We start from the raw sequence: 19,188 nt of genomic DNA, 5'->3' as shown, positions 1-19,188 counted from the left end.
AAACAGCTTGCATCGCGGGGGACACTAGCCGCGGGCACCCGGTCGCTCAAGGGCGCTCTTGCCGCGCCTTCGGCACTGGCGGGCGAACGCTCCGGGCCACCGTTCACGGAAACAGTCGGGAAAGCCATCCATGTTCTCGCATGACCAGATCTGGGCCGGCATAGACCGTCTGGCCCTGAGCCACGGCCTGTCGCCGTCCGCGCTCGCCCGCCGGGCCGGGCTCGACCCCACCTCACTCAACAGGTCGAAGCGGTTCACCCGCGAGGGCCGGCCGCGCTGGCCGAGCACGTCGAGCATCGCCAAGCTCCTGCGCGCGACCGGCGTGCCGCTCGAAGAGTTCGCCGCCCTTGTCGGTGCCGCGGCGAACCCGGACAGCCCGGCTCAGCCCGCCAGCCGCCCCGAGAGCGCTTGCGAGATCAAGGCGCGCGTCTCCTCCACGCCGTAGAGGGCGACGAAGGAGCCGAAGCGCGGCCCCTGCTCCTGGCCGAGCAGGATCTCGTAGAGCGCCCTGAACCAGTCGCGCAGGCTCTCGAAGGGATGGCTCTTGCCGACCTCGTAGACCACATCCTGGATCTCCTCCGCCGGTGCGCCCGCTTCAAGCGCACCCAGCCGCTCCGCGAGGTCCTCAAGCGCGGCGCGCTCGGTATCGCTCGGCGCGCGGTAGGATTTGGACGGCTTCACGAAGTCGTCGAAATAGTTGACCGCGTAGCCGACCAGATTGTCGAGCACGGGATGGGTTTCCGGCGAGGCGCCGGGCGCATAGCGCCGGATGAAGCCCCACAGCACCTCGCGGTCGTCCGATTGCGACGCGTTCACCAGATTGAGGAGCAGCGCGAAGCTCACCGGCATGTCCACCGTCGGGGGATCGCCCAGATGGATATGCCAGACCGGGTTCACGAGCCGCTCCTTGAGCGACTGCCCGGGATATTTCGCGAGGAAGGTGAAATACTCGTCCACCGTCTTCGGGATGACGTCGAAATAGAGCCGCTTGGCCTTGCGCGGCGCCTGGAACATGAAGAGCTCCAGGCTTTCCGGCGAGGCGTAGCGCAGCCATTCGTCGATGGTGAGGCCGTTGCCCCTGGACTTGGAGATCTTCTCGCCCTTCTCGTCGAGGAAGAGCTCGTAGTTGAAGCCGTCGGGCGGCGTGCCGCCGAGCGCCGAACAGATGCGGCTGGAGAGCTTCACGCTGTCGATCAGGTCCTTGCCGGACATCTCGTAGTCCACATCCTGCGCGTACCAGCGCATGGCCCAGTCGGCCTTCCATTGCAGCTTGCAATGGCCGCCGGTCACCGGCACCTCGACGAGCGCGCCCGTCTCCGGATCGCGATAGACGACCGTTCCGGCCTCGGGCTTGCGTTCCTCGAGCGGCACCTGGAGGACCTTGCCCGTGCGCGGGCATACGGGCAGGAAGGGCGAATAGGTCTTCTGGCGCTCCGCCCTGAGCGAGGGCAGCATGATCGCCATCACTTCGTCATAGGCCTCAAGCACCCGCAGGAGCGCCTTGTCGAACAGGCCGGAGCGATAGCATTCCGTCGCGCTCGCGAAGTCGTACTCGAAGCCGAAGCGGTCGAGGAACGCGCGCAGCATGGCGTTGTTGTGGTGGCCGAAGCTCTCATACTTGCCGAACGGGTCCGGCACCGCCGTCAGCGGCTTGTCGAGATGTTCGCGCACCATATCCCCGTTGGGAATGTTGTCGGGCACCTTGCGCAGGCCGTCCATGTCGTCGGAGAAGCAGACGAGGCGGGTCGGCAAATCGGAGATGAGCGAGAAGGCATGGCGCACCATGGTGGTGCGCGCCACTTCGCCGAAGGTGCCGATATGCGGCAGGCCGGAGGGGCCGTAGCCGGTCTCGAACAGGACCTCTTTCTTGTCCCCGCTCCGCTCGATCCGTTTGAGGAGCTTGCGCGCCTCCTCGAATGGCCAGGCCTTGCTGGCCATTGCCTCGTCGAAGAGCTCGGGGGTGCGGTGGTCGGTCATGTCCGTCGTTTCGCTGTCGGGGGTTGAATGCGCGCGCGACACTAGGTCTCTCCCCGCCGGGCGTCAATCTGGGTTTGGCAGGTGGAGAGCGGCCCGGTACCGGTTCAGCCGGGCAGGACAATGCCTTGGAGCAACCCGCATGCGATCGGATGCGGATCGAGTTGCTCCAACCTTTTGAAATCGATCAAGTTATCGATCTTAAATCGATTTCGATTTAGGATCGTTTGCTCTAGGCTGGCCGGGCGTCAAAACGAATCGAGAACATTTCCGCATCGATGGCACAGTCCGCGCCAGACCCGGCCGACATCGCCCATATCGGCGCGCTCGGCGACGTCCCCGCCGCAGCCCTTGCCGGCGTACGTCTCGCCGTCGGCGACGGGCACGGGGGCTCAGGCATGCTGGCGGCGGCGGACGGCCTGCGTCTCCTGTCCCGGACGCCGCATCTCGTCTGCCACGCAGCCTTTCTGGCGAACCGGCTCGCGGTCGCCGCCCAGGCGGGCGAGCGCGAAGCCCGCGCCGCCCGCGACGTCGGCCATCTCGATCTCGCGGAGCTGTTCGCCTTCGTGCATCCCGCCCGCTTCGCCCTGCCGAGCCCGGAGGGCATGGCCCAGGCGCTCGGCATCGAGGGCGGGCACGGCGGTCCGGCCGACCTGCTGCATGCCGCGGCCGGTGCCCTGCTCGACACGCTGGCTTCGGGGCGGATATCCAATCCGCGCGACCTCGCCCGGCTGACCGTCCTTCTGGAGCGAGCCCGCTGGCCCTGGGCCCCCTTCGTGCGTGCGGCGCTCGACCGCCGCGGCCTCGCCCTCGACGACACCATGCCGGCGACGAGCCTCAATGTGTGGGACCGCCTGCCGGACTGGGAGGACGACGGCCCCGTTCCCCCGCCCGGCACACTGCCCGTCAGCCCCGAAGAGGCCGAGGCTGCCCTCGCCACCCTCATCGGCGAGGGGGCGGAGGCGCGGCCCGCGCAGCGGCAATACAGCGCGGAGGCCGCAGAAGCCTTCGCGCCGCGCGACCGGCCGGAGGAGAACCATATCCTTCTCGCGGAGGCCGGCACGGGGCTCGGCAAGACGCTCGGCTATCTCGCGCCGGCGACCGTCTGGGCGCGCCGGAACGGCGGCACGGTGTGGATCTCCACCTATACGAAGAACCTCCAGCGCCAGCTCCGCCAGGAGGCCCAGCGCGCCTATCCGGACCCCGAGGAGCGCCGCCGCAAGGTGGTCGTCCGCAAGGGCCGAGAGAACTATCTTTGCCTGCTGAACCTTCAGGAGCGCGTCGCGGGCCTCAATCCCCAGAATGGGCGCGGCACGCTGCTCGCCGCCCTCATCGCCCGCTGGGCCATGGCGAGCCGCGACGGCGACATGGTGGGCGGCGACTTTCCGGCCTGGCTCATGCCGCTCTTCGTCGATATGGGGGCGGGCAGCGATCGCGCGCCGTCGCCCGCCGCCCTCGGGCTGACCGACCGGCGCGGCGAATGCATCCATTCCGCCTGCCCGCATTACCGCAAGTGCTTCATCGAGCGCGCGGTCCGCGCGGCGCGCAAGGCGGAGATCGTGATCGCCAACCACGCGCTGGTCATGATCCAGGCGGCGATGGACCATGCGCTCGGCCCCCCGGAAACGGCGGGCGAGCAGACCTCCACGGGCCTCGTCAGGCGGCTCGTCTTCGACGAGGGCCATCACGTCTTCGATGCCGCCGACAGCGCGTTCTCCGCACATCTCACCGCCATCGAGGCCGCCGAGCTCAGGCGCTGGCTGCGCGGCGGCGAGCAGCGGGGCCGGCGCGGCCGCAGCCTGGCGGAACGCATCGGCGACCTCACGGGCGACGACGAGGCGGCCGAGGAGGCGCTCGCAAAGGTGATGGACGCCGCACGCGCCCTGCCCGGGCCGGGCTGGATGCGGCGTATCCAGGCCGGGGCGCCGGACGGCCCGGCGGAACGGTTCCTCACGCTGGTGCGCGAGCAGGTTCTCGCCCGCGCCGAGCAGCGCGGCCCCTATGCCATGGAAGCCGACTGCCGCCCGCTGGCCGGCGGCGTCGGCAAGGCCGCGCGCGAGCTCGACGACGCCCTGCGGGAGCTGCTGGCGCCCATGAGGGCGCTCGCCCGCGCGCTCTCCGGCCAGCTCGACGACGAGGCGCGCACGCTGGAAACCGCGGAGCGCTCGCGGCTGGAGGCGACCGCACGTAGCCTCAGGCGGCGCGGCGACCTGCTCGTCGGCGGCTGGAGCGAGATGCTCACGACCCTCGACGACGAGGAGGAGGAAGCCGCCGGCTTCGTCTCGTGGTTCGCCATCGACCACGCCTTCGGCCGGGAGTCCGACGTCGGCATGCACCGCCACTGGATCGATCCGACCATCCCGCTCGCGCAGACGGTGCTGGAGACGGTCGACGGCGCGATCGTCACATCCGCAACGCTCAAGGACCGCCCGCCGGACGTGCCCGACGACTGGACCAGCGCGGAGATGCGCACCGGCGCGACCCACCTGCCCTATCCGGTCCGGCGCACCGCGCACGACTCGCCCTTCGACTATCCGAGCCAGGCACGGATCCTTGTCGTGAACGACGTCAACCGGCAGGACCTCGACCAGGTCGCCGCAGCCTATCGCGAGCTCTTCATCGCCTCGCGCGGCGGCGCGCTCGGCCTGTTCACCGCGATCTCCCGGCTCCGGCAGGTGCACGGGCGGCTGCTCGCGCCGCTCGGCGAGCGCGGCCTGCCGCTCTATGCCCAGCATGTCGATCCCATCGACAACGGCACGCTGGTCGACATCTTCCGCGCGGAGGCCGATGCGTGCCTGCTCGGCACGGACGCCATGCGCGACGGGGTGGACGTGCCGGGCGAGGCGCTGCGCCTCATCGTGCTGGAGCGGGTGCCGTGGCCGCAGCCGAGCATCCTCGACCGGGCGCGGCGCGGGGCGTTCGGCGGATCGGCCTGGCAGGACATGACGGTCAGGCTCCGGTTGCGCCAGGCCTTCGGCCGGCTGGTGCGCAAGGCCGACGACCGCGGTGTCTTCGTCGTGCTCGACCCGCGCCTGCCGACGCGCTTCACCACGGCCTTCCCGCCGGGCGTCGCGGTGGAACGCGTGGGGCTGGTCGAGGCGATCGAGGCGGTGGAGGGGTTTTTGACCGCCCCCCTTGTTGATCGCGCCGCGAACGGATAGATGATGGCGGGCCGGACCCCGCGCCGCCGCACCGGTCCGAACAGTGACGGTCGCTCAAGAGGAGACCCCGATGCCGAGCACCATCAATCCCCATCAGGCCCTCGTCTATGTCATGGTCACCATGTCGGCGGTGGACCGCAAGATGAGCGACCACGAGCTCATGCGGATCGGCAATATCGTGCAGAGCCTTCCGATCTTCCGCGATTTCGACCCGGAGCGGCTGGTATCGGTCGCGGAGGAATGCGGCGAGATCCTGAGCGAGGATGGCGGGCTCGACGCCATTCTGGGACTGGTGAAGGAGGCGCTGCCCGAGCGCCTGCGCGAGACGGCCTATGCACTCGCCGTGGAGGTTGCCGCGGTGGACCTCGACGTGCAGCAGGAGGAACTGCGCTTCCTGCAGATCCTGCGCGACCATCTCGACCTCGACAAGCTCACCGTCGCCGCCATCGAACGCGCCGCCCGCGCCCGCTACCGCACGATGTGACCGGCCGCCGGCCCGCGCCCCCGTGTCCCCCGGCCATGACGGGCGGGGAACGCCGCTCCCTCACGCCCCCGGAAGCGCGAGCGTCAGCTCGTCCTTCACGGTTTCCATCACCACATAGGTGTGGGTCTGGAGCACGCCGGGCAGCCTGGAGATGACGGCGCCGAGGACGCGGCGGTAGCTTTCGATGTCGCGGGTGCGGACCTTGAGCAGATAGTCGTAGCCGCCGGCGATCATGTGGCAGGACTGGATCTCCGGCACGCGCGCCACCGCCCTGTTGAACGCCTCCAGCTCGTCCGACGTCGTGCCCTTGAGCTGCACCTGGACCATGGCCAGATGGGCGACATCGAGGATCGACGGGTCGAGCCTTGCGAAATAGCCCGAAACCACCCCCGCCTTCTCCATCCGTCTCAGGCGTTCCGCGCAGGGCGTCTTGGTGAGATGCACCCGGCGCGACAGCTCCGCGATCGTGATGCGCCCGTTTTTCTGGACTTCCTGGAGAATGCGCAGATCGGTCGCGTCGAGCTTGTGCTCTTTCATATCATTTTCCTGTTTTATTATCCTTTCACGGTCTTTTTGTCTGTCTAATGCCGTTTTTTGGAGCCTAAACCTACCATACGGCTGTTAGATTGCAGATAAAAGGGAGAATGGCCCGAAGGCCTCGCAGCGAACGTGACGGAAAGACCGGGAAGAGACCAATGACATCATCGACAAGGCGATTGCCGAGCCTGCCGCTGGCGCTGACGCCCGTGGTGCTCACGCTGCTCGTGCTGGGCGTGCAGCTCTTCTATTTCGACGATTTCACACCGCATGTGCCACTGGCGATCGGACTGGCGATCACCTCGCTGGTCGGCATTTCGCTGGGCTTCGACTGGCGCAATATCGAAAAGGGTGTGTTCCATGTGATCCACGTTTCCCTGCCGTCGGTCTCCGTGCTCATCACGGTGGGCATGATCATCGGCGTGTGGATCGCCAGCGGCACCGTGCCGACGCTCATCTATTACGGGCTGACCATCCTCTCGCCGCAGATATTCCTGGCGGCCGCCATGGTGCTGTGCTCGGTCGTCTCGCTGTCGCTCGGCACCTCCTGGGGTACGGTCGGCACGGTCGGCCTGGCGCTGATGGGCATCGGCGCGGGCTTCGGCATTCCGGTCTACTGGACGGCCGGCGCCGTGGTCTCGGGAGCCTTCTTCGGCGACAAGGTCTCGCCGCTCTCCGACACCACCAATCTCGCGCCCGCCGTCACCGGTGTCGACGTGTTCTCGCACATCAAGAACATGATGCCGACGACCGTCCCCTCCATGCTGATCGCCTTCGCGATCTATCTGTTCGCGGGCTATACGCTCATCGAGTCCGACGGGGCTTCCTTCGAACGGATCACGCTGATCACCGGGGCGCTCCAGGACAATTTCGTCATCTCGCCCTGGCTGCTCCTGCCTGCGCTGCTGGTGATCGTGCTGGCAGTCAAGCGCATGCCGCCCATCCCGTCTCTGTTCGCCGGCGCGCTGGCCGGCGGCGCGGCGGCCATGATCGCGCAGGGCGTCGGGCTCCACGACGTCTTCACCTATGCCAATAGCGGCTACAGCATCGACACCGGCATCAGCGAGATCGACAGCCTGCTCAATCGCGGCGGCATCCAGTCCATGATGTGGACCATCTCGCTCGTGCTGATCGCGCTCGGCTTCGGCGGCGCGCTGGAGAAGACCGGCTGCCTGGAAACGATCATCCAGGCGATCATGACGAAGATCCGCAGCTTCGCCGGTATCCAGTCGGCAGCCATCGGCACCTCCATGGCCACCAACCTGGTCGCCGGCGACCCTTATCTCTCCATCGCCCTTCCAGGCCGCATGTATGCCCCGGTCTATCGCGGCATGGGCTATTCGACGCTGAACCTGTCGCGCGCGGTGGAGGAAGGCGGCACGCTGATCTCGCCGCTGATCCCGTGGAATGCGGGCGGGGCCTTCGTGATCTCCGCGCTCGCGCTCGGCGTCTCCAGCGGGCACATGGAGAACCTGCTCTACATTCCGCTCGCCTTCGCCTGCTGGCTGTCGCCGGTCTTCGGCATCTTCTACGCCTTCACCGGCTTCTTCTCGCCGCGCGCGAGCGAGGAGGAGAAGCGCGGCTGGCAGGAAGCCGGAGAGACCGTCGCCGATCTCAGCGCCCACGGCTGGGTGCCCGAAGACGAGCCCGCGGATGCCGGCGCCGATATCGAGGCCGACGGCCTCGCGGCCGAGCGGGTGCGCAGCCAGTAGCCTCGACCGGCACGGCAGAACGCCATGCGGGCCCCGTCCGGACCCTTTCGGACGGGGCTCGTCCCGCTCCCGGGCACCACACGGTCTTGTGACCGCAGCCCCCCGTGCGCAGGGGGACCCGAGGGATTACATTGGCCGCATCGCGGATCGTAGCGGACGCCACGGGAGATGCAGGTCATAGAGTCCGAAGCGCTTGTCCGGCTCGCAGCCTTTGGCGGCATCTTCGCCGTCATGGCGGTGTGGGAGCTTGCCATGCCGCGGCGCGAGCGTGTCCAGCCGAGGGGCCGGCGCTGGCTCACCAATCTGGCCATGGTGGCCATCGACACGCTGGCCCTGCGTCTCCTCTTCCCCATTCTCGCGGTGGGCGTGGCCATGGAGGCCTCCGCGCAGGGCTGGGGTCTGTTCGCCCTGACCGCCCTTCCCTCATGGCTCGAGGTCACGCTGGCCGTGATCGCCCTCGACCTGGCGATCTACGCGCAGCATGTCGCCTTCCACAAGGTTCCCATCCTCTGGGCGATCCACAAGGTCCACCATGCCGACCGGGATATCGACGTGACCACCGGCATCCGCTTCCATCCGGTGGAGATCTGCCTGTCCATGCTCATCAAGTTCGCCGTGGTGATCGCGCTCGGCGGGCCGGCTCTGGGGGTGTTCCTGTTCGAGGTGCTGCTCAATGGCACGGCCATGTTCAACCATGCCAATCTGCGCCTGCCCGCACCCGTCGACCGGATCGTGCGGCTGCTCGTGGTGACGCCGGACATGCACCGCGTCCACCATTCGGTCCGCATGGCGGAGACCGATTCCAACTACGGCTTCAATCTGTCGGTCTGGGACCGGCTGTTCGCCACCTATGTTCCCCAGCCCCGCGACGGCCATCTGGGCATGCGCATCGGACTGGCCGACTGCCAGACCGACGAGCCCTCCCGGCTCGGCTGGAGCCTCCTCCTCCCGTTCCGGCATCTCGGCCGCAGCCTGCGCACGCGCAAGACGTCCGGCGAAAGCTGAGCGCGGGGGAGGCTTGCATTCGGAACAGCACCGGCCCGCTCCCCCACCCGGCCGCCCATAGAATTATGATCCCGTGGGTGGCCGGGTGGGGGAGCGGGCCGGTGCCGCCATCGCATGAGAGAACGCCCGTCTCAGTAGAGATCGAGCGGCAGGTATTTCCGGACGAGCTGGTCGTAAGTGCCGGAGAGCTTGATCCGGTCGAGCGCGCGGTTAAAGGCCTCGCGGAGCGGCTCGTCGCCGCGCCTGACGGCAATGCCGATGCCGTCGCCGAAGAAATACGCCTCCGTATAGGCGCCGTCGACGAGCTCGCAGCAATCCTCCGCATCCTCGCCCAGCACCCAGAAGATGAGCCCCGCGCCGTCGGCGAACAGCGCGTCGATACGGCCCTCCTTGAGCGCCAGGCGCGCCTCCGCCGGATCGTCGTAGAGCCGGATCAGGGCGCCGCTGAAGAACGCGCCGAGATAGGCCTCGTGGGCCGAACCGCGCATCACGCCCACGCGCTGGCCGGACAGGGCGCGCGGCGTGGCGCGGCTGAGCTTGGCCGGTTTGCGCACGGCGAACCGAGCGGGCGTGCGGAAATAGGGCTTGGAGAAATCGACGCGCCGGAGCGCGGCCTCGGTGATCTTCATCGAGGCGACAATCGCGTCCGTCTCCCCCGACAGGAGCGCCGGCATCAGCTCCTCCCACGGCTTGGACGCGATCTCGCAGGTCACCTTCAGCGTCGCGCAGAGCGCGCGGGCGAGCTCGACATTGAAGCCGACCAGCGCGCCCTCGGTGCTGATATAGTTGAAGGGCGGATAGTCGTCGCCGGTGAGGATGCGGACACGGTCGCGGCCCGGCAGGACCGGTGCCGGCCGGTCGGGATCGATCCGCCACAGCATGGGCTGGTCGCCGGCGCGCGGCAGCGCCAGCTCCTCGCCGGCATCCTGGAAGCCGTCCGCGCCGGACCCTTCGCCCGGACCCATTTGCGCCGCCGCCGGCACGACCGTTGCCGCGGCAAGCAGAGCCCCCGCGAAGACGGCGCGCCAGAACGCTGTTCCTGTCCGCCTCATCGCGACCGCACTTCGCATTCGTCGAGACCGTTACCCCTTGTCACCCGACCCGTTTCCCACAGCGCCGTTTGCAGCGCCATCATTTCATGCTTTCATGCTGCCGGGAACCTCTGGATTGAACCGGGGGAGGGGGCAATCGGACATTTCGAGCGACGCGGCGACCCTTCGCTGCGCGAGGCGGCTGTGCCGTTCATCCGGCCAGCCGGCGAGCTGTTGCGCGGGAGCCTTCTGGCGCATGGCCTGATGGCGCCCGAAGAGCTCGACGGGGCGGAGCGGGAGGCGCGCCGCTTCGGCGTCGCCCCCGGCGCGGTGCTCCTGTCGCGCGGGATGGTGGCCCAGGCGGACTATTTCGACCGGCTCTCCATGGCGACCGGCATTCCGCGCCTCGGCCTCGACGCGCTGCGGGCCGCCGTGGCGGCACTGGACGCGGAGGAGGCCGAGGCCGCCGCCCGCTCCGGCATGGTGCCGCTGTGGCCGTCCGGCCAGGGGCCGGGCCACGCGGCCGCCATCGCCGATCCCGGCGCGGCCCGGGCGGCGGGAGGCGACGTCTGCGCTCTGGTCACGCCGGACGAGCTGCGCTGGGCCGTTCAGGCGGAGCATGGCGTGGCGTTTGCGGCCCGCGCGAGCGGATGGCTCGCCGGGGAAGAGCCCGCACTGTCGGCACATCGCCGCACGACGGTCGCACAGCGCGCCGCGATGGCCGCCATGGGGCTCGCCGGACTCGCCGGCCTTCTGGTCGCGCCCGCGGTCACGGCCATCGCCGCGAATATCCTATGCGCGCTGTTCTTCCTCGCCGTCTCGGCGTTGCGCCTGACCGTGCTCGCCTGCCGGCGCGGCACGCTGCCGCCCGACCCGCCCCTGCCCGACGACCGGGCGCTCCCCGTCTACACCATCCTCGTGCCGCTGTTCCGCGAGGCGGCGATCCTGCCCCATCTCGCCGCCGCCCTGCGCGAGCTCGACTATCCGCCGGAGAAGCTCGACATCAAGATCCTGCTGGAGGAGGACGACACCGACAGCCGGCGCGCGGCGGCCGCCCTCGACCTGCCGCCATGGTTCGAGTGCCTCGTCGTGCCGCGCGGCGAACCGCAGACCAAGCCGCGCGCGCTCAATTACGGCCTGCGCTTCGCGCACGGCGAGTTCGTGGTGATCTACGACGCGGAGGACGCACCCGAGCCCGACCAGCTGCGCAAGGCGGTCGCCGCCTTCCGGGCAGCCCCCGGCGACGTGGCCTGCTTCCAGGCCCGGCTGAGCTTCTACAATCCGGACGAGAACTGGCTGACGCGGCAGTTCACCGTGGAATATGCGAGCCTGTTCGATCTCATGCTGCCGGTCATGGCCGATCTCGACCTGCCGGTTCCGCTCGGCGGCACCTCGAACCACTTTCGCGCCGACACCCTGCGCAAGGTGCTCGCCTGGGACCCCTGGAACGTCACCGAGGACGCCGATCTGGGCCTGAGGCTCGCGCGCTCGGGCTGGCGCGTCGGCATGCTCGCCTCCACGACCTACGAGGAGGCCAATTGCCGCCTCGGAAACTGGATCCGGCAGCGCTCGCGCTGGATCAAGGGCTGGATGCAGACATGGTTCGTCCATATGCGCTCCCCCGTCCGGCTCTGGCGCGAGCTCGGCGCGACCGGCTTCTTCGCCACCCAGGCGCTCGTCGGCGGCATCGTCGTCTCCGGCCTCGCCCATCCGCTGTTCCTCGCCGTGATCGCCGCCGATGCGCTGGGCGGAATACTGTTCGCCGGCGTGGATCGGAGCTGGCTCGTCGCCACGCTCGCCGCCTCCAGCATCCTGGTGCTCGTGACGGGCTATGGCTGCGTGCTCGCGGCGGGCTACGCCGCGCTCGGCGAGCGCGAGGGATTAAGGCGCCTGCGCCGCGCGGTGCCCGCAATGCCGCTCTACTGGCTGCTCGTCTCTCTCGGCGCGTGGCATGCGCTGTGGCAGTTCATTCGCAAGCCGTTCTACTGGGAGAAGACGGAGCATGCCGTCAGCGCCCAGTTCCACGGCACCCACGAGGACTGACGGCGCGACACGGGAGGAACAGGCCGCGCTACTCCGCGGCCTCCGCACGGATGAGGGATTGCGCGATCGAGGCCCTCAGGGAGGCCGGGCGCACCGGCTTCTTCAGATAGAGCACGCCGAGCGCGGCCGCGCGGTCGCGCAGCGTCCGCGAGCGGTCGGCGGTGATAAGGACGGCGGGGAGATGGCGCCCGGCGCGTGTCCTCAGGGCCTCCACGAGGCTCAGCCCGTCCTCGCGATGCAGGTGGTAGTCGGCCAGGATGCAGCCGATCCGGCTTCCGTGACGGTCGAGCGCGGCGAGCGCTTCCGCCGATCCGGTCGCCTTGAAGACCGCGCACCCCCAGCCCTCCAGTAGCGTTTCCATGCCGTCGAGGATCTGCTCCTCATTGTCGATGCAGAGCACGCCCAGCCCCTCCATGCGCGCGGTGGCGGGCCCGCCGATCCGCGGCCCGATGGCGAGGGCGGGTTCCGTGGCCGGCTCCGCCAGCGGCACGGCGACGGAGAAGGCCGAGCCCCGCCCCGGCGCCGATTTCAGCTCCAGCCCGTGGCCGAGCATATGCACGATGCGCTCCACGATGGACAGGCCGAGCCCGAGGCCCGGCCCCGCCTCCGGGGCGGCGTCGAGCCGCTGGAACTCCTGGAAGATCAGGGCCTGCTTGGCCTCCGCGATCCCCGTGCCGGTGTCGAGCACCGCGATTCGCACGGTGTCGCCCGCGCGGCGGCAGCCGACGAGGACGCGGCCCCTCGGCGTGTATTTCAGCGCGTTGGAGACGAGGTTCTGCAGCACCCGGCGCAGGAGCCGGCGGTCGGTGCGCACCGACAGCGAGGAGGGCACGATCCTGAGCTCGAGCCCCTGCGCGGCGGCGACGGGGCCGAATTCGCGCTCGAGCGCGCCGAACAGCTCGCCGATATGGACACTCGTCACATCGGGCTTCAGCGCGCCGGCATCGAGTCTCGAAATATCGAGAAGGGCGGTGAGGATATCCTCCACCGCCTCCAGCGAGGCGTCGACATTGGCCGCGAGTCGGCGGTCCTCCGCGGTGTCCTCCACCCCCTCCCCATGGCGCTCGACGAGGCTCGACGTGTAGAGTCTGGCGGCGTTGAGCGGCTGGAGGATGTCGTGGCTCGCCGCGGCGATGAACTGCGTCTTGCCGAGATTGGCTGCCTCCGCCTCGGCCTTGGCGCGCACGAGCTCCGCATTGAGCTCGGTGAGCCTGGCGGTGCGCTCCTCGACACGGCGCTCGAGCGTCTCGTTGGCGCGCTGGAGCGCTTCCGCCGCCTCCACGCGCTCGGTGATGTCGGCGAAGGTGACCACGAAGCCCCCGTCGGGCATGGGGCTCGAACGCACCTCCACGACGGAGCCGTCATGGCTCAGGCGTTCCTGATAGGGCTCCATGGAGACGATCAGCTTGTCGAGGCGCTCCGCGATGGCGCGCTCGCTCTGTGCGATGCCGGCATTGCCCACAATGGTCCGCACCACCTCGTTGAGCGGCACGCCGACGCGGCCGATATCGGGCGGCAGGTGCAGGAGCCCGCGAAATTGCCGGTTCCAGCAGATGAGATTGAGTGTCTTGTCGAAGACGGCGATGCCCTGGCCGACATGATCGATGGCCGATTGCAGCAGGTCGCGATTGTACTGGATGGCGGCGGAGGCGTCGTCGAGGAGCCGCATGGCGCCGCGCCGGTTGGCGCTGTAGCGCTCCAGCAGAAGGGCGAGAACCAGCCGCGACGACGCGGCGCCCACGGCACTCGCGAGCAGATGCTCGGCAAAGCGCAGAAGCCGGATATCGGCCTCCGCCTCGTCGTCGAGCGCGATATGGCGCGCGCCGGCGAACTCCGCGAAGGAGCGCTCGGTCCGTTCCGCGCCGAGATAGCGCGCGACCGTGCGCTTCAGGTCGCCGATCGAGATGGAGGTCCGCCACAGCCGGAAGCTCGGCGCCGCCGCCGGCAGGTCGGCCGTCACGAACAGATTGGCCTGGAGCCGCTCGATGGGCTGGGGCTGGGAGAGCAGCGAAACGGCGACATAGACGGCGATATTGGCGATCAGGCTCCACAGCACACCGTGGGTCAGCGGCTCGAATTCCAGGTTGAACAGCATTTCCGGCCGCAACAGCCCGATGCCGAACGGCCCGTGCTCGAGCAGGCTCGCCGGGAACCAGCCGGCATCGGTGAAGGCCGGCAGGATGAGCGTGTAGGCCCACAGCGCGAAGCCCGTCAGGGTTCCCGCCATGGCGCCGCGGGCGGTGGCGCGCCGCCAGATGAGCCCGCCGAAGAAGGCCGGCGCGAACTGCGCGATGGCGGCGAAGGACAGGAGCCCGATCTGGGCGAGCGCCACGGAATCCCCGATCATGTGATAGAAGGCGTAGCCGAGCCCCAATATGGCGAAGATCGCCACGCGGCGGACATTCAGCAGCAGCCCGAGCATGTCCTCGCGCTCATGGGCGCTCTCCTGGCGCTGGCGCAGGAGGAGCGGCACCACGATGTCGTTGCACACCATGATGGACAGCGCCAGCGTGGCCACGATCACCATGGCGGTCGCCGCAGACAGGCCGCCCACGAAGGCGACGAGCGTCATGGCCGGAGAGTCCGCCGCGACCGGCAGCGCGAGCACGAAGCTGTCGGCGTCCACCGTGCCCGGCTCGAAGGTGAGCAGGCCGGCGATCGCGATGGGCACGACGAACAGGTTGATCGCGATGAGATAGAGCGGGAACAGCCAGGCCGCCCGCTTCACGTCGGAGACATGCGTGTTCTCCACCACCGCGACGTGGAACTGGCGCGGCAGGAGCACGATGGCGACCAGTGCGAGCAGCGTCATGGTGAGCCAGCGGTCGCCCTGGAGACCGCGCGTGAACAGCTCCTCGATCTCAGGGGTCGCGGCCACCTTGTCCAGCATGGGGCCGATACCGCCGAGCATGGAGAAGGTGACGAAGGCGCCGACCACCGTGAAGGCGACGAGCTTGACCACGGACTCCACCGCGATGGCCGCGATCACGCCGTCCTGGTGTTCCGTCGCGTCGATATGGCGCGTGCCGAAGAGCACGGTGAAGACGGCCATGGCGGCCGCCACCACGAGCGCCAGGTCGCTGAACACCGGGAAGGCCGAGCCCGACGTGCCGGAGACCTCCAGCAGCGTGGTCAGCGAGCTTGCCACCGCCTTCAGCTGCAGCGCGATATAGGGCAGCGTGCCGATCACCGCGATGGCCGCCACAACGGCGCCGAGCGCCTGGTTCTTGCCGTAGCGCGCGGCGATGAAGTCGGCGATGGAGGTGATGTTCTGCTTCTTGGCGATCTCCACGATCTTGATGAGGAGCGGCCAGCCGCAGACCAGCATGATGATCGGCCCGATATAGATCGGCAGGAAATCGAGCCCCGACTGCGCCGACAGGCCGACGGAACCGAAGAAGGTCCAGGAGGTGCAGTAGACGCCGAGGCTCAGCGCATAGATGAAGGGGCGCGGCGTGCCGGCCCGGCGGCGCCGCGCAATGCGGTCGCCGTAGCTCGCCACGGCGAACAGCGCGCCCAGATAGGCGAGCGCGACCGCGATGATCGTCCAGCTGTCGAGCATCCTCAGAGCCCGCTTCGCCCTTCTTCGGGCGGATTTGCGTCCGCCGGGCGTTCCTCCCGGAGGCGGACTTTAGCAGAAATCCGCGCCGGCGCCGATTGATACCGCGGCACCGGCGCCCTCAGCCCCCGCGGCCCCGCGATTGACAGCGGGCTTCGCCCCGGCGTATGCCGCCCGGAGACGGGGCGCCGGCGCCCCTCCAGTCCCGACACTTCAAGAACCGGATTGTCTGCCATGAAGCGCCCGACCCCCGAGGACCTGCTGAACGATCTGCGTCCGGAAGCCCGCAACGAGCCCGAGAGCAGCATCATGACCGTGATCAATCACGGTTTCGGCCGCCAGGGGCTCATTCCGCTCTGGGCCGGGGAGGGCAACCTGCCGACCCCGCGCTTCATCTGCGACGCGGCGGTGAAGGGGCTGGAGGATGGCGAGACCTTCTATACCTGGCAGCGCGGCATTCCGGAGCTGCGCGACGCGCTCGCGCGTTATCACGCGCGCCTCTACGGGACGCCCTTCGAGGCGGAGAACTTCTTCGTCACGGGCGGCGGCATGCAATCGATCCAGACCGCCATCCAGGCGATCGCCGGCGAGGGCGACGAGGTGGTGCTGCCGACGCCGGCCTGGCCGAACTATGCCGGCCCCCTGCGCATGAAGGGGTCGCGGCCCGTCGAGGTGCCCATGACATTCGCGCCGTCCGGCTGGCAGCTCGACCTCGACCGGCTGTTCGATGCGGTGACCGAGCGTACCAAGGCCATCGTCGTCAACACGCCGAGCAACCCCCTGGGCTGGGTCGCGCCGGCGGAAGACCTCCTCGCCATCCGCGACTTCGCACGCGAGCGGGGCCTGTGGATCGTCTCCGACGAGGTCTATGCGCGCTACTATTTCCCGCAGGACGAGGCCGCCGGCCCCCTGCCGCCCTCCTTCCTCGATATCTGCGATACCGAGGAACGGCTCATCATGACCAACACCTTCTCCAAGAACTGGGCGATGACCGGCTGGCGCATGGGCTGGATGGTCGCGCCCCAGGCGCTCGGCGACGTGCTGGAGAACCTCATCCAGTACAACACCTCCGGCACCGCCGCCTTCATGCAGCGCGCCGGCGTTGTGGCGCTCGACGAGGGCGAGGACTTCCTCGCCGAGCAGGTGCGCCAGGCGCGCGAGGGCCGCGACATCGCCTATGCGGCGCTCAGCTCCGTCGACGGCGCGCGCTTCGCCGTGCCGGAAGGCGCGTTCTATCTGTTCTTCACGCTCGACGGCATGACCGATTCCACCGAAACCGCCCTCAGGATCATCGACGAGGCGGGCGTCGGGCTTGCGCCCGGTGCGGCCTTCGGGCCGGGCGGCGAGGCCTTCCTCCGGTTGTGCTTCCTGCGCGAGCGCGGCCAACTCGTGGAGGCGATGGACCGGCTCACGCGCTGGCTCGCGCGGAACCGGTAGGATCCTCCCGGCCGGCCTTGTCCGGAACGGGCTTGCCCTCGGCGGCGGCGCGGGCAAGAGTCGGGGCCGGCGGAGAACGCGGCGATGTCCCTTTACCTACGCACCCTCGAATGGATCGGACGCGGGATCGCGCACATCCTGCAGAAGGATGTGCGGACCTACGAGCCCTTTGCCGCCTACGACCACGCAACGCTCCGCCGCATCCTGCGGCCGGGCGACGTCCTGCTGGTCGACGGCAATCAGCGGCTCTCGATCGCGATCAAGTATCTCACCCAGTCGACCTGGTCGCATGCCGCGCTCTATGTCGGCGACGCGCTGGCGGCAAGCGGCGAGGGGGCAGAGCCGCCGACCCTTGTCGAGGTCGAGCTCGACGGCGGCTGCAAGGCCTCTCCCCTGTCACGCTATGCGCATCGCAATGTGCGGATCTGCCGGCCGGTCGGCCTGACGCCGGAGGATCGCGACGCGGTCGTCTCCTTCATGGTGGCGCGCATCGGCACGGCCTACGACATGAAGAACGTCGTCGATCTGGTACGCTACCTCATGCCCATGCCGCCCGTGCCCATGCGCTGGCGCCGGCGGATGTTCGCGCTCGGCTCCGGCGAGCCCACTCAGGCCATCTGCTCGACCCTTATTGCCCAGGCCTTCCAATCGGTCCAGTATCCGATCCTGCCGTCGGTCGAGACGGTGGACCGGCTGGGGTCTGGCTCCAGCGGCTACAGCCGCGAGGAGATCTTCCACATCCGCCACCACTCGCTCTTCACGCCGCGCGATTTCGACCTGTCACCCTATTTCGAGGTCGTCAAGCCCACCCTCGCCTTCGGGTTCGATTACAAGACCCTGACATGGGGACAGCCGGCAGACGGGGCGGGACCGCGCGACAGCAAGGCCGCGTCCTGACGGCGACATCGCAAGAACAATTTATCCACGAGGAAAAGGGTCCCAGAATGACGAGACGGAACGAGCCCACATCGCCCCGGAAGGGTCTCAGCCGGCGCACCGCGCTGGCGCTCGGCACGGCCGGCATTGCCGCCGGCGCGGGCCTCGCCGCGCCCAATGTGGTGCGCGCCCAGACGCCGCGCACGCTGAAGATGGCGACCTCCTGGCCCAAGAACACGCCGGGGGTCGGCGTGAACGCCCAGCGGGTCGCGGACATGATCACCGCCATGTCCGGCGGCCGGCTCAAGGTCGACCTCTATGCCGCCGGCGAGCTGGTGCCGCCATTCGAGGTGTTCGACGCGGTCTCCAGCGGCACCGCCGATCTCGGCCATGCCACGCCCTATTACTGGCAGGGCAAGGACCCGGTCGTGCACTTCTTCACCGGCGTGCCGTTCGGCCTGACGGCGGTCGAGCATGCCGGATGGCTCTATTTCGGTGGCGCGCAGGCGCTGTGGGAGGAAGCCTATGCGCCCTTCGGCGTCACCCCCTTCTATGCCGGCTCCTCCGGCGTCCAGGCGGGTGGCTGGTTCCGCAAGGAGATCGCCGGCCTCGACGACCTGACGGGCCTCAAGATGCGCATTGCCGGGCTCGGCGGCGAGGTGATGCGGCGGCTCGGCGTCAATGTCACGCTGCTGCCGCCGGGCGACATCTACACCGCGCTGCAGGCCGGCACGATCGATGCCGCGGAATGGGTCGGCCCCTGGAACGACATCGCCTTCGGGCTCTACAAGGTGGCCGGCCACTACTATCTGCCGGCATTCCACGAATTCGGCCCGGCGCTCGAGGTTACCGCCAATACGGAAGTCTATGAGAGCCTAGAGGACGATCTGAAGGCCATCGTCTCCCATGCGGCCATGGCGTCCGGCCTGGAGGCGACCGCAGACTTCACCTACCACAATGCGGAGTCCTTCGGGCCGCTCCTGGAGAAGGAGGGCGTGACGGTCCACACATGGCCCGACGAGGTCGTGGAGGCCATGGCGAAGGAGTCCGCGACCGTGCTGGCCTCGATCGCGGAGGAGAGCGATCTGGCCGGGCGCGTCTACGAGTCCTTCATGGACTATCGCGCGAAGACCGCCGCCTATGCCGACAAGATGGAGCGCCGCGCGCTCGACATGCGCGCGCTGGCGCTCGGTCTCTAGGATCAGGCGGCCCCGGCCCGCTCCCCACCCGGCCGCCCATGAGACGATACTTCCGTGGGTAGCCGCGTGGGGAGCGGGCCGGTGCCGCGACAATCGGACGGGAAAAGCCGCCTGGGGCCCGCACCGAACCTCAGGCGGATGGCGGCCATCCGCACAGCGGCGATGGAACC

Annotated in this window: 13 protein-coding genes; 9 read left to right on the top strand and 4 right to left on the bottom strand. The window is 68.9% G+C overall.

The annotated features are described in order from the left end of the window. Positions 1-130 precede the first annotated feature (130 nt). Entirely contained in the window at positions 131-445 is a 315-nt protein-coding gene (locus tag HW532_RS13015; RefSeq protein ID WP_425491881.1) for a helix-turn-helix domain-containing protein, read from the top strand. On the opposite strand, the gene HW532_RS13010 is transcribed toward HW532_RS13015, so the two are convergent. Continuing rightward, on the bottom strand, positions 382-1,977 hold the full coding sequence (locus HW532_RS13010; RefSeq protein ID WP_213160892.1) for a lysine--tRNA ligase: 1,596 nt from the start codon (positions 1,975-1,977) through the stop codon (positions 382-384). The two genes, HW532_RS13015 and HW532_RS13010, sit on opposite strands and share 64 nt — an antisense overlap. Before the next feature lie 275 nt (positions 1,978-2,252). Between HW532_RS13010 and HW532_RS13005 the strand changes: the two genes are divergently transcribed. Both HW532_RS13005 and HW532_RS13000 read left to right on the top strand, forming a co-directional pair. Continuing rightward, a complete protein-coding gene (locus tag HW532_RS13005; protein ID WP_213160891.1) occupies positions 2,253-5,135 on the top strand; it encodes an ATP-dependent DNA helicase in 2,883 nt (960 codons plus the stop codon). A gap of 70 nt (positions 5,136-5,205) precedes the next feature. Then, positions 5,206-5,619, top strand: coding sequence for a tellurite resistance TerB family protein (locus HW532_RS13000; RefSeq protein WP_213160890.1), 414 nt, complete (start codon positions 5,206-5,208; stop codon positions 5,617-5,619). A 60-nt stretch (positions 5,620-5,679) separates the two neighbouring features. Here the strand turns inward: HW532_RS13000 and HW532_RS12995 are convergent, their stop codons facing one another. Next, positions 5,680-6,156, bottom strand: a complete 477-nt coding sequence (locus HW532_RS12995; protein ID WP_213160889.1) for an Lrp/AsnC ligand binding domain-containing protein — start codon at positions 6,154-6,156, stop codon at positions 5,680-5,682. 158 nt (positions 6,157-6,314) lie between these two features. Between HW532_RS12995 and nhaC the strand changes: the two genes are divergently transcribed. Together nhaC and HW532_RS12985 are read left to right on the top strand one after the other, a co-directional pair. Then, a complete protein-coding gene (gene nhaC, locus HW532_RS12990) occupies positions 6,315-7,868 on the top strand; it encodes a Na+/H+ antiporter NhaC (RefSeq protein WP_213160888.1) in 1,554 nt (517 codons plus the stop codon). Positions 7,869-8,036: 168 nt separating this feature from the next. Further along, complete coding sequence (locus tag HW532_RS12985; protein WP_213160887.1) at positions 8,037-8,873, top strand: sterol desaturase family protein; 837 nt, start codon at positions 8,037-8,039, stop codon at positions 8,871-8,873. Between the two features lie 131 nt (positions 8,874-9,004). Here the strand turns inward: HW532_RS12985 and HW532_RS12980 are convergent, their stop codons facing one another. Beyond that, positions 9,005-9,925, bottom strand: a complete 921-nt coding sequence (locus tag HW532_RS12980; RefSeq protein ID WP_213160886.1) for an ABC transporter substrate-binding protein — start codon at positions 9,923-9,925, stop codon at positions 9,005-9,007. 183 nt (positions 9,926-10,108) lie between these two features. On the opposite strand from HW532_RS12980, the gene HW532_RS12975 reads away from it, so the two are divergent. After that, complete coding sequence (locus HW532_RS12975; RefSeq protein WP_213160885.1) at positions 10,109-11,947, top strand: glycosyltransferase family 2 protein; 1,839 nt, start codon at positions 10,109-10,111, stop codon at positions 11,945-11,947. 28 nt (positions 11,948-11,975) lie between these two features. Here the strand turns inward: HW532_RS12975 and HW532_RS12970 are convergent, their stop codons facing one another. Beyond that, complete coding sequence (locus HW532_RS12970; RefSeq protein WP_213160884.1) at positions 11,976-15,509, bottom strand: hybrid sensor histidine kinase/response regulator; 3,534 nt, start codon at positions 15,507-15,509, stop codon at positions 11,976-11,978. Positions 15,510-15,740: 231 nt separating this feature from the next. Here HW532_RS12970 and HW532_RS12965 point away from each other — a divergent pair, with 231 nt between their 5' ends. The 3 genes from HW532_RS12965 to HW532_RS12955 all read left to right on the top strand — a co-directional run bounded on the left by HW532_RS12965 (position 15,741) and on the right by HW532_RS12955 (position 19,018). Next, on the top strand, positions 15,741-16,943 hold the full coding sequence (locus HW532_RS12965) for a pyridoxal phosphate-dependent aminotransferase (protein ID WP_213160883.1): 1,203 nt from the start codon (positions 15,741-15,743) through the stop codon (positions 16,941-16,943). Positions 16,944-17,027: 84 nt separating this feature from the next. Continuing rightward, on the top strand, positions 17,028-17,840 hold the full coding sequence (locus HW532_RS12960) for a YiiX/YebB-like N1pC/P60 family cysteine hydrolase (protein WP_213160882.1): 813 nt from the start codon (positions 17,028-17,030) through the stop codon (positions 17,838-17,840). Positions 17,841-17,887: 47 nt separating this feature from the next. Continuing rightward, entirely contained in the window at positions 17,888-19,018 is a 1,131-nt protein-coding gene (locus HW532_RS12955; protein ID WP_213160881.1) for a TRAP transporter substrate-binding protein, read from the top strand. Positions 19,019-19,188: the final 170 nt, after the last annotated feature.

Source organism: Kaustia mangrovi (assembly GCF_015482775.1).
Classification (GTDB): Bacteria; Pseudomonadota; Alphaproteobacteria; order Rhizobiales; family Im1; genus Kaustia; species Kaustia mangrovi.
Note: the sequence above shows the minus strand (reverse complement) of the source record. Positions and strands in the feature narration are given on the sequence as shown.

Coding starts and splice junctions, on each gene's coding strand:
- HW532_RS13015 (WP_425491881.1), top strand. CDS start 131: ATGTTCTCGCATGACCAGATCTGGGCCGGCATAGACCGTCTGGCCCTG.
- HW532_RS13010 (WP_213160892.1), bottom strand. CDS start 1,977: ATGACCGACCACCGCACCCCCGAGCTCTTCGACGAGGCAATGGCCAGC.
- HW532_RS13005 (WP_213160891.1), top strand. CDS start 2,253: ATGGCACAGTCCGCGCCAGACCCGGCCGACATCGCCCATATCGGCGCG.
- HW532_RS13000 (WP_213160890.1), top strand. CDS start 5,206: ATGCCGAGCACCATCAATCCCCATCAGGCCCTCGTCTATGTCATGGTC.
- HW532_RS12995 (WP_213160889.1), bottom strand. CDS start 6,156: ATGAAAGAGCACAAGCTCGACGCGACCGATCTGCGCATTCTCCAGGAA.
- nhaC (WP_213160888.1), top strand. CDS start 6,315: ATGACATCATCGACAAGGCGATTGCCGAGCCTGCCGCTGGCGCTGACG.
- HW532_RS12985 (WP_213160887.1), top strand. CDS start 8,037: ATGCAGGTCATAGAGTCCGAAGCGCTTGTCCGGCTCGCAGCCTTTGGC.
- HW532_RS12980 (WP_213160886.1), bottom strand. CDS start 9,925: ATGAGGCGGACAGGAACAGCGTTCTGGCGCGCCGTCTTCGCGGGGGCT.
- HW532_RS12970 (WP_213160884.1), bottom strand. CDS start 15,509: ATGCTCGACAGCTGGACGATCATCGCGGTCGCGCTCGCCTATCTGGGC.
- HW532_RS12965 (WP_213160883.1), top strand. CDS start 15,741: ATGAAGCGCCCGACCCCCGAGGACCTGCTGAACGATCTGCGTCCGGAA.
- HW532_RS12960 (WP_213160882.1), top strand. CDS start 17,028: ATGTCCCTTTACCTACGCACCCTCGAATGGATCGGACGCGGGATCGCG.
- HW532_RS12955 (WP_213160881.1), top strand. CDS start 17,888: ATGACGAGACGGAACGAGCCCACATCGCCCCGGAAGGGTCTCAGCCGG.